This window comes from Priestia sp. YIM B13551, assembly GCF_042787905.1.
Taxonomy (GTDB): Bacteria; Bacillota; Bacilli; order Bacillales; family Bacillaceae_H; genus Priestia.
In genome coordinates this window covers 432,335-448,143 of record NZ_JBHZOX010000001.1, presented here as the reverse complement: position 1 = coordinate 448,143, position 15,809 = coordinate 432,335, and the positions used below count along the sequence as shown (strand labels likewise).

Here is a 15,809-nt window from a genome sequence, read left to right as displayed (position 1 = left end):
AGGCCTGTATCAGTTGCCATTTCCTTTTTTATTCATAGTTTGTATGAAGGAGTGATAGCAATGCAAAACCGTAATAATCAAAATATTAAGGTCATTGATGTTTCTCATCACAATGGAACAATTGATTGGGCAAAAGTGGCTTCGGATGGTGTAAAAGGCGCGTATATTAAATTAACAGAAGGCACAACCTTCTTAGATAAAAAATCATACGATAATTATATAGGAGCGAAAAATGCAGGTTTACGTGTAGGCTTTTATCACTTTGCTCATGCTGATAATGATCCTATTGCAGAAGTTAATTTCTTTTTAAATAAGTTGGGCAGCATGAAGGTTGATTTGCCTCATTGCTTAGATTTGGAAGAAAACAAAGGGAAAACAAAAGCGCAGGTCACAGCCTTTGCAGTTAGATGGATGGAGTATATTGAAAAGAAAACAAGCATCACACCTATTCTTTACACGGGATATAGTTTTATTAAATCCAACTTTACAAGCGCTGTAGCAAAATATCCGCTATGGGTAGCCCGGTACAGTGGAAGTAACGGTTCTAAGGGGTTTGCTAATCCGGGGAATACAGCGATTTGGAATAGATGGGCTATGTTCCAATATACAGATCAAGGAAAGGTAAAAGGAATTAACGGAAATGTTGATATTAACGAAATGGATCTCGATTTCTTTAATAGTATTAATACAGGTGTTACGGTGGTGGAAAATAATAAGCCATCAGCACAATTACAGCAAGGTGATAGCGGACTAGCTGTAAAAGAACTGCAGCAAAATTTAACTAAATTAGGATTTGACCTTTCTCAACACGGAACCGATGGTCAATATGGAAATGAAACTACTGCAGCTGTTAAAGCTTTTCAAGAAAAGTATGGATTAACGTCAACTGGAAAAGCTGATGAAAAAACATTGGCTAAAATGATGGAACTGCTTAAAGGTATAAGTAATCCTATAGAAGAATCATTACCGAAGGTTACTTCACTGGGAGATAAATATTCTTTCCAAGTAAAGGCGAAGAAGGATATTGAGGTCTATAAGTATGCGAATGTAACAGAGAATTTCAGAACTATAAAAAAAGATACGATATTTAGCGTATATGGCTATACGTATGCAGCATGGGCTGTACCAGGTGGATTTGTGCAAATAAAAGATGTAGAACCTATCTCAGTTACAATTAAAACAGGTGGATTAAGTAAAGACATGGAAGCGGAATTCCGTGCTTTCTTAAAAAATGAAGGAATTGACAGTGAATTACATGTAAATGCAATAGGTAATCCATCAGCTGAAATCACAGCAGCTGGACTAGATTTTGTAAAAGTTAAGCAGTTTTTAGATAAAAAAGGCTGGTATTATAAACAATAAAACCCCGCTCTTCGGAGTGGGGTTTTGTCTTGGGGTTTAATAAAAAAGATAGCAGACATCAATTAAGTAATTAAAATATGTTCTAAATAATAAAAGAAGTGGTAACCAAAAAGATTCTATGTATAGTTCACCTGTAGCAGTCATATTTTTAGTCAACAGCTCATGGAGGGTGAATGAATATGAAAAATACGCAGATTCGAATTGAAACACTGTCCTACCACTACGAAAGCATTATGGTGAATGACGAAGTAGAGCGTGCGATAAAAAGTATTGAAGTGACGTATCGAGTATATAAACATAACCATGTTTTAAACGGACATGTAGTACTTTCAGGAGAAGAGATTTACGATCTTCAGCAGCTGACTCACGCAGTGGCTGGGAAAATAAAAGCAGAATTAGAAACTACATAAAAAAGCAGCGCCTTTCTTTAAATCTTAAACCAAGATTAAAGAAAGGCGCTTTTTTATTAATTATTAATTAAACTGCAAAAAGAAGAAATTAAAGTATGTTCTAAATAAAATATATAAATAAAACACATAGCATCTAAGAGAATTCCTTAAAACATACACATTACCTTTGCATTGTGAACTTTGTCTCTTTTACCACTACTTTTCTTTTACTATGTGTAAGCAACACGCCGCATAACGTAATGATGCTTCCAACAATGGAAGCTGCACTCGGGATATCTTTTAAAAGCAGCCACGCTAAGAAAAAGGACAGCGCAGGAGTTAAGTAAAGAGAAATGGCAGCCTCAGCAGAACCTATACGCGATGTCAGATAAGCGAGTACCATATAGGGAATAACGGTTGGAAATAATCCTAAATATATCACGCTTATTGCTGATCTGACAGAGATATGTGCAAGTTCCGTTTCTAACCCAGGTAAAAAAACAAGCATAGAAATTGTAGCTCCCCAAATACTGTACGTCACAAAAGAAAGGAAACCATACTTTTTCAATAAATTTTTTTGACATACTATATAGATGCTTTCTGCAAGGGCAGCTAGCAGAATCAGTAAGATGCCATTAACTGAGTGTACAAAATTCTCTTTGCTGAAGGCTAAAAGTGCAACACCTGCAAAGCTTACTGCAGATCCAACCCATTTTCTTTTTCCGAACTCCTCCTGAAAAAGAAAAATAGCTAAAAGCGAAGAAAAAATAGGAGTAGTCGAGACCAGTAAACTCGCAATACCCGCACTCACCGTTTTTTCCCCAATGTTTAATGCCGTGTGATATACGGTAAAACCTAAAAAACCGAGTGCTAAAAGAAATGGAATATCTTTTATATCAGGCAAGCGCATGTGTGTGGCTATTGCAATAACTAACAGCACTAAAGAAGCAATACTTAACCGAACAAAAGCGAGGTGCTGAGGAGAAAACGATTCTAGCCCTATTTGAATAACTGGAAATGCTGAAGCCCATAAGCTAATCATCAGTATATGTAAGAACACCAGACTAAACGTTAATTTCATGTCTATTCATCTCCATTTTTCATTTTTAATCCAACCAGTATCTATTGCGGTTCCCATGTTAATAAACATTTGATAAAATGTCTTCAACCAGTTTAAAAGCAATTAACCCAACCAATTTAAAAACAGGAGTAAATGTATGAATCAAGAGAACAGTGCGAGTTATCCAAAATACAAGCAAATCATTGATTTTATGAAAGAGAAAATTGCGCGTGGAGAATGGCCGATTGGAAGTAAAATTCCTAGTCAGCGAAAGCTTGCTGCTATGTTCGATGTTAACCGAAGTACGGTCATCACAGCATTAGAGGAATTAACAGCGGACGGTTTAATTGAAGGTAAGATGGGAAAGGGAACAATCGTTATAAATAATACATGGACGCTTTTGGCTACGACTCCGCCCGATTGGAATGTTCATGTGAAATCAGGTATGCATCGTCCGAGTCAAGCAATGGTACAAGATATTAATGAATCCGAATTTAACTCAAAACTTATTCAATTAAGCAAAGGAGAGCTTTCACCTGACATATTCCCTAAAGATAAAATGAAATACGCTATGGAAAAAGTAGCAAAAAACATGGAGGTTCTGGGATACGAAGAACCAAAGGGGTATTTTCCTTTACGAAAAGAGTTAAGTGCGTATATGAAAACAATGGGGATTGAATCTTCTCCAGATTCTATTTTAATTGTTTCCGGCGCTCTTCAAGCTCTTCAGCTTATTTCAATTGGACTGCTGCAAAAGAACTCTTCGGTTTTGCTAGAAAAACCTTCTTATCTATACTCCTTACATGTATTTCAATCAGCTGGAATGAAACTCAAAGGTCTTTCTATGGATGAGGAAGGAATAAAAGTAACAGCTATAAAACGCGCCGACCCTCAAGAAGGGCAAGCTATTTTATATACAAATCCATGTTTCCATAACCCAACGGGAATATTAATGTCCCAAAAAAGGCGTTACGATTTGCTGAAAGAATGTGAGGAACATCAGCTTCCTATTATTGAAGATGATTTATACCGCGAATTATGGCTAAATAAACAGCCTCCGTTGCCATTAAAAGCTTTAGATAAAAATGGACACGTGTTATATGTTAGCAGTCTTTCTAAAACATTAAGCCCGGGATTACGTATCGGATGGATAGTCGGCCCAGAACCAGTCATTGAGCGTTTGGCGGATATTAAAATGCAAACAGATTATGGATCCAGCTCATTGTCTCAAAGAGTGGCAGCAGAATGGTTTGAAAATGGCTTATATCAACTGCATATGGAAACGGTACGAACGGAATTGCGAACAAGAAGAAAAGTTATGCTGAATGCTTTAGAAACATATGCAGAAGATATAGCAACATGGACGAATCCTGAAGGAGGTTTTTTTATATGGGTGCATATTCAACCTTCTATTTCAATGAAATCTTTATACTCTCGTGCTTTAAAAAGAGGAATATTGCTTAATTCTGGGAGTATCTATGCACAAGAAACCGGCAGTTATCTTCGGCTTTCTTACGCCTATGCTTCTTTACCAGATATCGATAGAAGCATTAAAATTCTTGCTGAACTTATTCGGGAATTGCAAGTATAGTAAAAAAAGGAGTAGTGGATTACCCACTATTCCTTTTTATTTGTATCAAACTCTTCTTCCTATAAAAAACTCCAACTAACAACTGACTATATATTACCGTCTATAAATACATGTTATTTTTTATGATAAAAATAAGTTAAGAAGACTTTTAATTTGCTTTCTGCACGTTTTACATGTAAATCGTGAATGGTTTTAACTACGTAATCATTATCAAACATTTTCAACACCTCAATTATTGTTAAATTTTCTGTTTGTTATAGTTTATGAAATAATCAGACGCATATCATCCGCCATCAGCTGTAACTTTGCGGTTCATCTTTTACAACTAAAGGCTGAAATTTACGCTCATGATTGAACGCACGAATAACAGGATATGCAAAAAAATGAAAAGTGTGCACGTTTTGTTTTAAAAAAGCTATATCTTTAAAAAAAGAAAATTGTCACACACATTTATGAATATGTATCTACTAAGTAAGAAGACTTTTTTAGTTGGTGGGATTGAAGGTGAAAAAGATGGATGAATTATTTAAAGATCTTGATGTGTACAGGACGCAAGAAGAAATGAAGCAGTATTTTGAACATACGCAGCAAATGATTCATCAAAACAGAGAATATATAAAATTAGCTTGACTTAAAAAAGGGCGTTTCAAAAAGTTTTTTGAAGAGTTTTATCCGCTTTATTGCTTCAGCCAATCTTCCTATTGTCCGAGGAATTCAAAATTGAAGCTTATTATTGGAAGTCAAGGATACGACGGATTAATTCTTCAGCCGGATGGTACTGAAAAACGAATTGAAATTACTTCTTACAAAGATGGGAAACTGGAATTTGAAGATGCACAGAGGGTGAATTCAGGAAATTTTGCTCTACCCCGTATCCAGACGGAAGGTTCTGTAGAAGAGTATATAGAAAAAGTGCTAGAAAACATCCAAAAAAAGAGCAAAAAAGATTACAGTGGAGCATCCATTCTATTTGTTGTACACACGTTTCATTATTTTGAAGCCTACGGAAAAAGTTCAGCTGCCTTTATTCGTACCTTAAAAAAAGAAATGAAGAATACTGATTTTCGAGCGGATGAAATTTATTTATTGGAATTAAATCAGCCAGAAAGTGAAAGTGTTAAGCAAAACATTCATTTCATTAAATAAGAAGACACGCTGTAGATGTTGAGGCGTGTCTTCTTTTCTGATAACAGAACTCTCTTAATACAGGTGGATAATTTTGAAAATTACAACAATTAAGTGCTATAATTCAAGTATGAATATGCATTCAGAGGAGGAAAATCAATGGATTTAGCTTATAGAGATAAAGCTTACGAATATGCCAAAAGATTCGAATCTAGCTATGACGATTATGATGAACGGTATAAGTTGCACAATAATCCGACGGTGTGGCGATTTATGCCGCTGTCTGATTTTCAAGATTTACTGGAAACCAATGCGCTTTTTTTCGCAAAACCTGATGCATTTTCGGACCCCCTTGAAGGATGCTCTTCAATGTGGAACATAGAAGAGTTAAGAAAAAAAGGCGAACGTCATAACCGTACCTCTAGAACCTATATAAGAAAAATCCATGAATTTTCTGCTGTTTCATCCTGGCATATCAATGATTACGAAGCCGCTGGAATGTGGGATCTATATTTAAAGGGGAATGATGGCGTAGCTATTAAAACCACCTATGAAAATTTATTGTGCAGTATTAAAGATTTACGCTATAAAATCTTCTCTGGCAAAGTGCAGTACATAGACTTCCAAAAAGAAATGGTCAGTCACTCTGTATATGACACGTTATTTTACAAGCGTAAATCCTATCAGCATGAAAATGAATTGAGGCTTGTTATTGTAGCAAGTCGTATACACGCTTGGAAACTGCAAAAGCTATTCGAAATTCAAGGTATTTCCGCAAATCAATGGCAAAAACGAATGGATATCCTTGAAAAAAGATCGTATGAGTTTTCTCATGAGCATGGTAACCTCCTTACATGTAATTTACATCAGCTTATCAATGAAATTTACGTGTCCCCAAGAAGCGCTCAAAGCTGTGTAGATGAAGTAAAAGCCCTTGCTAAAAAACACGGACTCGCTTATAAAAAGGTCACTCAGTCCGACTTGTATAGGGACTATATTTATTAAATGTTTATGTTATTTGAAAACAGGTAAATCAGTAGTAAAAGATGTTTTCAAGGAGGAATACTATCATGCCTTACAATTCATTAAAAGAACTGCCGGATGGAGTAAGAGATAATCTTCCTCATCACGCTCAGGAAATTTATAAAGAAGCATTCAATTCAGCAAGTGATGAATACCAAGAAGAAGCTACCGCTCACAAAGTTGCTTGGAACGCGGTGAAAACGAAGTACAAAAAAGATGATAATGACAACTGGGTGAAAAAATAGTGAAAAAAGAGCCTAACCATAATGGAATTATTATTTTTTGAAAAAGTCTCCCAATTAGGTTTCAATTATTTTTTCGAGGGTATACATTCTATGTAAGGCCAATACAAGAAAGGAGAGACTGTACACATGCATTGTTTTACAGCGACTTCAAGAAACGTATTGAGCACCTTAGAAGGAAGATTTGTTTTGATTACAAAAGGCACACTGGTAAACAATCGTTATACTAAGTGCTAGGCTGTCTAATTCAGACAGAATACTCGACTATTCAAACATAACATTCAGTATAAAAAGAAGATGCGTGCTAAGCGCATCTTCTTTTTTATTGACTCTATTTTCCCTCCCTTTTTGTACTTCGTCTTATTTTTACGCATAAAGTAATAAAAAGGAGGGGGTTATGCTGTTTGATTATGAACAGGAGTTAACGATTCACAGAAAAGATGCTACTCAAAAGACTGCAGCGACTAATGCTGAGACTTATAAAAACATAGACTGGGAACAAGTGAAAGTAGAACAAAATCTTGCGGATTACCAAGCTCTTGTACGCGTACCTTTTCCTCTGATTTTCAAAAAAAATCAGCTGTATCCTGTATGGGATTTAAGAAAGTACGCTTTTTTATTTGAACAATCTACACCTGCTACTGTCCACCCTAAACTGTGGGAACAAGGAAAATTAAATGTACAAGCCGGCTTATATCAAGTAACTGAAAATATCTTTCAAGTAAGAGGCTTTGATATGGCTAATATTACATTTGTTAAAGGGAAAACGGGATGGATTGTTATTGATTGCTTGACGTCAAAAGAAACAGCAGAAGAAGCGCTTAAACTAGTAAACCAGCACTGCGGTAAACACTCTATCAAAGCCGTTATCTTCTCTCATTCGCATATAGACCATTACGGCGGAGTTCTAGGGATATTACCTGACTCAACACAAAATAAAAATAGTAAAGTTTATGCTCCTGCTGGGTTTATGGACGCAGTTATCGATGAAAACGTCACGGCGGCAACAGCAATGACACGAAGAAGTCAATACATGTACGGTATTCGACTGCGACGCGATGAAAAAGGCTTAATTGACAACGGTATCGGAAAAGAAATTTCGTTTGGAACAATTACGCTTATTAAAGGAATAGAAGAAATTCGCCCTTCCCAACATCATTCTTATGTAAGTAAAGAAATTGACGGCGTTTCATTTCAGTTTCAGCTTACGCCCGGAACGGAAGCGCCTGCTGAAATGAACATCTATATTCCTAGTGAAAAGTCTCTGTGTATTGCAGAAAACTGTACGGCCACTCAGCACAACCTCTATACGCTCAGAGGAGCAAAAGTAAGAGACGCAGCAGCATGGGCAAGATACTTGCAGCAAGCAATCGATTTATTTGGCCAAGAACTAACAACTGTATTTGGGGTACATAATTGGCCAAGGTTCGGAAACGAGTCGTGTATTACCTATATCGAAAATCAACGAGATGTTTATCAATATATTCATGATCAAACATTAAGGCTCATGAATCAAGGATATACCATTGATCACGTCGGCCGAATGATGAAGCTGCCAGAAAGCCTATCTCACGAGTGGTATACCAACGGTTTTTATGGAACGGTTAACCACAACGCAAAAGCGGTTTATCAGCGCTATATGGGCTGGTATAACAGCAATCCTGTAGATTTAAATAAACTGTTTCCTGAAGAGTCAGCTAAGAAGTATGTAGAGTATATGGGTGGAGCGGACAACATTGTCAAAAAAGCGCAGCGCTGTTTTCAACAAGGCTACTATCAATGGGTAGCTGAAGTGACCAAACAAGTTATTTATGCTGATCCTCACCATGTAAAGGCAAAACTTTTATGTGCAGACGCGCTTGAACAATTAGGGTATATAGCGGAATCTGGCCCTTGGCGAAATGAATATTTAACAGGAGCCAAAGAACTTCGTTTAGGTAATATACCGCTGCCTGCCAACATTATCACAAAAGAAGTATGGGATACACTTCCTTTAAAAAATATTTTAGAACTATTTAGCATTCGCGTAGATGGATTAAAGGCAGGTGCATGTAACTATCGTATATTGTTTGTAATACCAGATCGTAATGAAGTAGCTCTCACAGAACTTAAGCATGGAATCTTTAGGTATCTCGGAGATACGCGAAAGAAAGCTGAGGTGACGGTAACGATGTGGCAAGATACCTTATATCGACTCACAACTACAAATGATCACTCTTATAGCTCGGTCATATTTGTTCAAGGAGATAAATCAAAATGGGATTTCTTTTTGTCTTGTCAGGATTCTGTCGATCCAAACTTTAATATTGTGACACCTGTTTCTGAAAAATAGAGTATCTGATTACAACTCAGAAAGCACATCGTTGACTTTTTGTTCAAAGCAGCTGTCGCATGTGAATATTTCTTTTTCTTGAAAAGATGTTAGCCTTTCTCCGCAGATGGAACAGCATTCTATACAGTGATTGTTTCGCTCTTGTTCTTTTCTTTCATTTAACATAGCACTTTCCTCCTTTGCAGTATAAATAGTTTGCCTTATTTCTTTAAGTATATACTAATATCAGCCTATGCAGGGAATATAAGGCTTGCTAATACAGATTATTTATAATATAAAAGCGTTGTTAAGCAGCAGAAATTGGCACAGGAATTGCATGTTAAATCGTTGAGAAAATTCAATGATTAATATGGGGTGAACAGAATGTCCATTACAAAAACAGCTAGTGAATTAAAAAAAGAACAGCAGCAAGAACAGGAATCACTTAATTTATTTTTATCTACTCAAACGGTTATTCAAGAAGCGCTTCAAAAGCTAGGCTATGGTAAAGAAGTATACCATTTATTGAAAGAACCGCTGCGCATGATGACGGTTCGCATTCCGGTTAAAATGGATAACGGATCGGTAAAAGTCTTCACCGGCTACCGCTCTCAGCATAATGATGCTGTCGGGCCTACTAAAGGAGGCGTACGCTTTCATCCTGAAGTAAATGAAGAGGAAGTGAAGGCATTATCTATTTGGATGAGCTTAAAATGCGGAATTGTCGACCTTCCGTACGGCGGCGGTAAAGGCGGAATTGTATGCGACCCAAGAAACATGTCTTTTGGTGAACTAGAACGACTCAGCCGCGGCTATGTAAGAGCCATCAGTCAAATAGTTGGGCCTACTAAAGATATTCCTGCACCGGATGTCTATACAAACTCTCAAATTATGGCGTGGATGATGGATGAATATAGCCGACTGCGTGAGTTCGATTCTCCTGGTTTTATTACCGGAAAACCTATCGTACTCGGAGGATCTCAAGGACGCGAAACTGCAACGGCTAAAGGAGTAACCATTTGTATAGAAGAAGCTGTTAGAAAGAAAAACCTTAACTTGCAAGAAGCGCGAATTATTATTCAAGGCTTCGGAAATGCCGGCAGTTTTCTCGCTAAGTTCATGCATGATGCAGGAGCAAAAGTAATTGGCATTTCAGATGCATACGGAGCTCTTTATGATCCGCTTGGTCTTGATATTGATTACCTGCTTGATCGACGCGACAGTTTTGGTACCGTAACGAATTTATTTACAAATGTAATGACAAACGAAGAACTATTAGAAAAAGAATGTGATATTTTAGTGCCCGCAGCCATTTCGAATCAAATTACGGTTCGCAACGCTCATCGCATTAAAGCTTCTATTATTGTCGAAGCAGCGAACGGACCGACTACGCTTGAGGCCACGCGTATTTTAGATGAAAAAGGCGTGCTTTTAGTGCCAGATATTTTAGCGAGTGCTGGAGGCGTAACGGTTTCATACTTCGAATGGGTGCAAAATAATCAAGGCTACTACTGGTCTGAAGAGGAAGTAGCTTACAAATTACGCAAGGTAATGGTGGATTCATTTGAGACGATCTATCAAATCTCTCAAGAAAATGACGTAGATATGAGACTTGCTGCTTACATGGCAGGAATCAAAAAATCAGCTGAAGCTTCTCGTTTCCGCGGCTGGGTATAAGATGAAAAAACGATTTGGACTCTATGTTCCAAATCGTTTTTTATTTACCGGAACTGCCAAATAATTAAAAGAAAACCTGCTAAAAAAACAAACATGCTTAAAAAATTGGCATATTTATTCATCGCGACCTGAATGAGGGCAAAACAATTGACAATGAGAATGATTTTCAATTATTCTATATATAAGATATATACATACCTATACTAATAAATTGAATGCAGAAAAGGAGACAAAAAGCATGAGCGTATTAGATATTATTAAAGCCAGAAGAACGATTGGGGCTATGCAAGACAAAGACGTATCAGAAAATGCTATTAACCTTATGTTAGAAGCCGGCACTTGGGCTCCTAACCATAAAAAGACAGAGCCTTGGAAGTTCCGAGTGTTTACAGGGGATTCACGCGTTCGTTTAGGAGACGAAATGGAACGTATTATGAAGCAAAAAACTGGTCACTTAAGTGAAGAAGAAGCGTTGAAAAAAACAACAAAAGCAAAAAAAGGACCGCTTCGCGCTCCTGTCATTATTGCTGTAGCAGTAAGTCCTTCTGGAAAAGTGCCTGAAATTGAAGAAATCTCTGCCGTAGCAGCAAGCATACAAAATATGCTATTAGTAGCGGAAGAACAAGGTTTGGCTACAATTTGGAGAACCGGTGAAATTGTCTATCAGACAGAACTGAATGACTTTTTATCTCTAGAAGAAGACGATAAGCTCTTAGGCTTAATTTACGTCGGACATCCTAATAAAGAAGCTTCATCAAAACGTATTCCATATCAAGATAAAACGATTTGGTATCGTTAAAAGGTTCTTTCTGTGTTTCTATAAATAAAAGGCAGCAGCTCATAAGTTGAGCTGTTGCCTTTTTTATTGTTTTTGAAAAGTGGCAGAAGGAAACTGAACGCGAACTTCAAATGATTATTTTATAATAAAAGAACAAAAGGTTAAGATACCTTAGATATTTTTCTCTTCCTTCTTTATATTGTATAGCTCCTTAATATAGGGAACAGAATCAGAATCAAATTCCAATTCTATCTCAATGTGTCCAGATGAATAACCTCTGTCTAGAAGTGAAGTTTGATTGATCCTGTATAAAACTGCCCTTTACTGGCTATATGCTTTGCGTTGACTGCTTTTTAAAATATAATGTATAGTAAAAATATACTGTATATTTCAAGGTGATTCCAATGAGATTTTTGATTGAGTATAAGGATTTTAAAACGAAAGAAGAAAATAACTTTTCCTTGCAATTCCTTGCAATTATTAGATACTTTTTTAAATGAACATTTAATAGGAGAGTTCCATGGAAGCACATTTGAGTGCATTTTGATCCGTTTTATAAACAATCCTACCTCTAAGAAGAAGTACAAATTACGTGTTCTCTATGAAAATATAGCCGAAATTGAGTTGCCTGGAAATTTTAACAATAACAAAAATCTTAATATAGTGGATTTCTTAACAGGCCTACATAGAGTTGAAGAGGCTATTATGTTAGTTAAAACTATAAAACTAAAGTCAGAACTCGACTTTAGTGAAGACAAGCTTCTATTAGAATTTCAACAATCGATAAAAAATGCACCACGTACACTCAAGGAGCTAAAGACATATTTCAAGAAGCAAAAGCAAACAGTTCAAAATAACTGGGCTAAACTAGCTGACCTTTCAATGAAAAGATCTTTGTCTAATCCAAAACCGCTAACAAAGCCGTTAATAACAATTAGTATTTCTGCTCCTATGGAGGAAACAGAACCCGATTACATCTTTATATACACTGAAATTTTCAGCAACCTTCTTAGAAAATCAGAAGTGATGCTGCCGGGTTATAGTCATATCTTTATACATTTAGCGGACACATTAGTAGAAGCAAAACAAGAATTCACTCCAAATCCCCATGGAAAAGATGCATTTTCGATAATAGATACTAAAAAATATGTGGCGAGTGATAACGAAACTAAATCAAATATGATGTTTAATAGCGTAGTTTCCGCACTAAGAAGCATTACGGAGTTTGATTACTTAGAAGAGCATAAAATAGAATCTGTTATTGGAAAAATAAAAGAAGAAGGTATCGACATTGAGCTCACATACTTTGCGAAACAAAATGAGAAGTATTTAGCCGAGGTCATTTATACAGTTCCTAAATCTCATCTTACAAACGCTCCATTTAAACTACGTGTTACAGACCTTAATTCTAACTTTGTTAAAACTACAAAAATAGATGATATTAATTTGTTTTGGTGCCCGTATAGCTTTGGAAGCATAAGTATAAAAAAAGATTCAGTTGTTATTAAGGGGAGAAAGAGCCAAAGAGCAGAGATTTCAAGGAGAGCTGACAAATTACCGGATAAATACACTTTTAACATTAAAGATATGTTCATTTAGCTTTTTATGTTAGAAATAAAATTTACAAACAGGAACACAATAGTAGTAAAAATGTCCGTTCTTATTTCCAATTTTGTATAAATATCTTATACCCTGAAAACAAGCTGCGCATTTAAAATGCCAGCTTGTTTTGTTTGGCTTCGTATTCTTTAAAAACGATTAATATCGTCATTTAGTATATCTCCATACTGTGCTTTTATGTCATCTTTACTAAACCTTGTTCTTCTCGAGAATTATAAAAAACTCCTTTTCATTATCTTTTTGCAGGGGTTACTAAGAGCTAAGAGATGCTCGTATCCTTTTGATTCGTTACTAGCCATTGGTATCTCTACTATGATTAACATCCAAACATTTGTTAATCTTGGTGCAGTATCAGGAATCTTACCAATCACCGGAGTAACACTTCCTTTTGTCAGTTACGGTGTTTTCTCAATTACTTTGCTATTGTTTACAACTGGTGTACTTGCTAACATCTCTATAGTGGACAAGTTTAAAAAGAAGTACAAACAAACTGGTACAGAACCAACTCAATTGAAAAGTATCTGATTAGAAGATAGCGGCTTACTTCATACCACTATCTTTTTTTATACTAAAAGCGAACTAAAGAGACGATATCTTGTTGTGTTTCTTGTAAATAATTAAAACTTTTTTACCTGTTTTCTTCAAAATGTAAAACTATTCCTGTTTTGAAACGTACTAGATATAGTAGAAATTTACAAAAGGAGCTGCGATAAAGGAGTTAACTATCTTTGTTACTACAGAAAAAGAAACTTACTTCGAGGTGAAGACGTGAAAAATCAACATATTTTAGAGGTAAAAGATCTAACTAAAGTTTATAGAGGAGAGGGCTATGAAGTTACTGCACTAAATGATATATCCTTTCAGTTAAGGGGAGGTGAAATGGTTGCTGTTATGGGCACAAGTGGTTCAGGAAAAAGTACGCTGCTGAACATTTTAGGAGCACTCGATGAACCAACTAGTGGAACTATTAAATTAAAAGGAATGCTTTCAAAAGATATGTTCCAAGAACCTCAAGCTTCAGCGTACAGACGAGATAATATTGGATTTATCTTTCAATCATTCCACTTATTAAAGGATTTATCTGTAGAAGAAAACATAGCTCTGCCGCTCGTTTTAAAGGGACTTACATCGGATGTAATTGATTTAAAAGTAAATAACGTTGTTGAGCTCTTGGGCTTAACAGCTTGGAAAAAACACCGCCCTGTACAACTGTCAGGTGGACAACAGCAGCACGTAGCTATAGGAAGGGCAATTATAACTGAACCACCTATTATTCTGGCAGACGAGCCTACAGGTAACCTTGATTTTAATACTTCCGAAGTCATACTAGACACACTGGTAACCACAAAAACGAACTTAGCCAAAGCATACTTCTTGTTACATAAGAAGTTTTTTACGGGGTTTTCTGAGGAAGAGAAAAAAGAATTATTTGAGAGCTAATAAAACAGGTGACTTACTCAGGTCACCTGTTTTGTTTAGAGTGCACCAACACCTGACAATACTTAAATACGAGTGAAACAAAAAGTGACGTTATAAATCGTCCGTCAGAAGCTTGGGTTGATAAATTCGAGAAAGATTTATATGAAGGTTATCACGTTACACCGAGCCGCTATAAAAGCATTGGAAATGGATATTGGGAGGTTTGGGTTAAAGAAACGAATACGGGAGACAACGCTTACGTAACTGTAAATCAAAATACAGGTGATTTTCACGGATAATGAATAAGCATAGCAAAAACAATAGAATCGAAGTTTGATATGTTGAGCAAGTAAATTAATGTTTTTTAAGTCTTTCGATGTTGTAACTGGGCCCATTCAAGAAATAAAAAAGCTGAGATCTAGTGTAGATAGGAGCTCAGCTTTTTTAGTATATACTAATATTTATATCTTCTTTCGTCTGACCAAAATGAAATGTCCTGCAATCGCTAAAGCAAGAGCTAATGCAATATTCTTTACAGCTAATAGGATAATCCTTGGATACAACTGCATATCTATAGAAAATGACATTACGTTATATACCGGAATGTCCCTAGTAGTCCAATACTTGACCGCTATATATGTTAATAAAATAAATAGCGGAATAGCAATGTTTCGTGATAATACCATAAGGAAAAATCCTAAGTAACAGTACAACACAGTTTGAGGAACATAAATAATAGTTAAATTAAATAATGATATGTAAGGATAAGGGTACCTTAATGTAATAGAAATTAGTAATACAAAAAATGCCGCTAGAAAAATAAGAAAGAAAGATGTCACTCTAATAAGGCCGTAAGACAAAATAGGTGTCGAGAAGTTAGGTGTTAACTCAGCTGTTTTATCTTTATCAACAGAGTGATCTAAAAATAAGTATACGGACCACCAAGCGGCTATAGGACATACAACAAATTCTATTATTCTTGATATATATTGAAGACTTTCTAGATCAGGGGAAAAGCACGTATAAAGTATTGCAATTAAAATAATTAAAAAAGGTACATAGAAGTCTATACCCATTGATTTAGCTTCGGACGAGATGTTTATTTTTTTTACGAAGGCCATTAGCATTTTCCTTTCTCTTAATTATAAGAGCGTAGTTACACAAATAACCAAGTGTAACTGGTAGAGTTCTTACGCATCAAATTAAGAAGTT

15 protein-coding genes and 1 pseudogene are annotated in these 15,809 nt (G+C 36.0%); 13 read left to right on the top strand and 3 right to left on the bottom strand.

The features are described 5' to 3' along the window. Positions 1-60 precede the first annotated feature (60 nt). The gene (locus tag ACFX4N_RS02340) at positions 61-1,362 is read left to right on the top strand and encodes a GH25 family lysozyme (RefSeq protein WP_098901050.1); all 1,302 of its coding nucleotides are present in this window, start codon (positions 61-63) and stop codon (positions 1,360-1,362) included. Positions 1,363-1,541: 179 nt separating this feature from the next. Then, entirely contained in the window at positions 1,542-1,772 is a 231-nt protein-coding gene (locus ACFX4N_RS02335) for a hypothetical protein (protein WP_223268904.1), read from the top strand. A gap of 160 nt (positions 1,773-1,932) precedes the next feature. On the opposite strand, the gene ACFX4N_RS02330 is transcribed toward ACFX4N_RS02335, so the two are convergent. Further along, complete coding sequence (locus ACFX4N_RS02330; protein ID WP_377260787.1) at positions 1,933-2,832, bottom strand: DMT family transporter; 900 nt, start codon at positions 2,830-2,832, stop codon at positions 1,933-1,935. A 136-nt stretch (positions 2,833-2,968) separates the two neighbouring features. On the opposite strand from ACFX4N_RS02330, the gene pdxR reads away from it, so the two are divergent. The 6 genes from pdxR (at position 2,969) to ACFX4N_RS02300 (ending at position 9,124) form a co-directional block, all read left to right on the top strand. Then, positions 2,969-4,402 carry a MocR-like pyridoxine biosynthesis transcription factor PdxR gene (gene pdxR, locus ACFX4N_RS02325; protein ID WP_377260784.1) on the top strand — a complete coding sequence of 478 codons (1,434 nt, stop codon included), beginning with the start codon at positions 2,969-2,971 and terminating at the stop codon, positions 4,400-4,402. A 504-nt stretch (positions 4,403-4,906) separates the two neighbouring features. Continuing rightward, positions 4,907-5,032 carry a hypothetical protein gene (locus ACFX4N_RS02320; protein WP_377260781.1) on the top strand — a complete coding sequence of 42 codons (126 nt, stop codon included), beginning with the start codon at positions 4,907-4,909 and terminating at the stop codon, positions 5,030-5,032. 90 nt (positions 5,033-5,122) lie between these two features. Then, entirely contained in the window at positions 5,123-5,548 is a 426-nt protein-coding gene (locus ACFX4N_RS02315; RefSeq protein WP_280167324.1) for a hypothetical protein, read from the top strand. Between the two features lie 138 nt (positions 5,549-5,686). Then, on the top strand, positions 5,687-6,532 hold the full coding sequence (locus ACFX4N_RS02310) for a DUF2971 domain-containing protein (protein WP_013057130.1): 846 nt from the start codon (positions 5,687-5,689) through the stop codon (positions 6,530-6,532). A 65-nt stretch (positions 6,533-6,597) separates the two neighbouring features. Continuing rightward, entirely contained in the window at positions 6,598-6,795 is a 198-nt protein-coding gene (locus ACFX4N_RS02305) for a ChaB family protein (RefSeq protein ID WP_013057131.1), read from the top strand. 394 nt (positions 6,796-7,189) lie between these two features. Beyond that, positions 7,190-9,124 (top strand): alkyl/aryl-sulfatase, encoded by a 1,935-nt coding sequence (locus tag ACFX4N_RS02300; protein WP_057273208.1) that lies wholly within the window; start codon positions 7,190-7,192, stop codon positions 9,122-9,124. Between the two features lie 9 nt (positions 9,125-9,133). Here the strand turns inward: ACFX4N_RS02300 and ACFX4N_RS02295 are convergent, their stop codons facing one another. Further along, entirely contained in the window at positions 9,134-9,289 is a 156-nt protein-coding gene (locus ACFX4N_RS02295; RefSeq protein WP_013057133.1) for a hypothetical protein, read from the bottom strand. Positions 9,290-9,487: 198 nt separating this feature from the next. On the opposite strand from ACFX4N_RS02295, the gene ACFX4N_RS02290 reads away from it, so the two are divergent. The 5 genes and pseudogenes from ACFX4N_RS02290 to ACFX4N_RS02270 form a co-directional block, all read left to right on the top strand. Next, positions 9,488-10,780 (top strand): Glu/Leu/Phe/Val family dehydrogenase, encoded by a 1,293-nt coding sequence (locus tag ACFX4N_RS02290; RefSeq protein ID WP_192100412.1) that lies wholly within the window; start codon positions 9,488-9,490, stop codon positions 10,778-10,780. A gap of 238 nt (positions 10,781-11,018) precedes the next feature. Next, a complete protein-coding gene (locus tag ACFX4N_RS02285; protein WP_057273210.1) occupies positions 11,019-11,579 on the top strand; it encodes a nitroreductase family protein in 561 nt (186 codons plus the stop codon). A gap of 450 nt (positions 11,580-12,029) precedes the next feature. Beyond that, positions 12,030-13,157 carry a hypothetical protein gene (locus ACFX4N_RS02280; RefSeq protein WP_377260777.1) on the top strand — a complete coding sequence of 376 codons (1,128 nt, stop codon included), beginning with the start codon at positions 12,030-12,032 and terminating at the stop codon, positions 13,155-13,157. Between the two features lie 198 nt (positions 13,158-13,355). Then, positions 13,356-13,703 (top strand): FtsW/RodA/SpoVE family cell cycle protein, encoded by a 348-nt coding sequence (locus ACFX4N_RS02275; RefSeq protein ID WP_082611726.1) that lies wholly within the window; start codon positions 13,356-13,358, stop codon positions 13,701-13,703. 243 nt (positions 13,704-13,946) lie between these two features. Further along, positions 13,947-14,560, top strand: a pseudogene (locus ACFX4N_RS02270) (ABC transporter ATP-binding protein); the annotation flags it as partial. Positions 14,561-15,058: 498 nt separating this feature from the next. Here the strand turns inward: ACFX4N_RS02270 and ACFX4N_RS02265 are convergent. Continuing rightward, positions 15,059-15,718 (bottom strand): hypothetical protein, encoded by a 660-nt coding sequence (locus ACFX4N_RS02265; RefSeq protein ID WP_235567301.1) that lies wholly within the window; start codon positions 15,716-15,718, stop codon positions 15,059-15,061. Positions 15,719-15,809 lie beyond the last annotated feature (91 nt).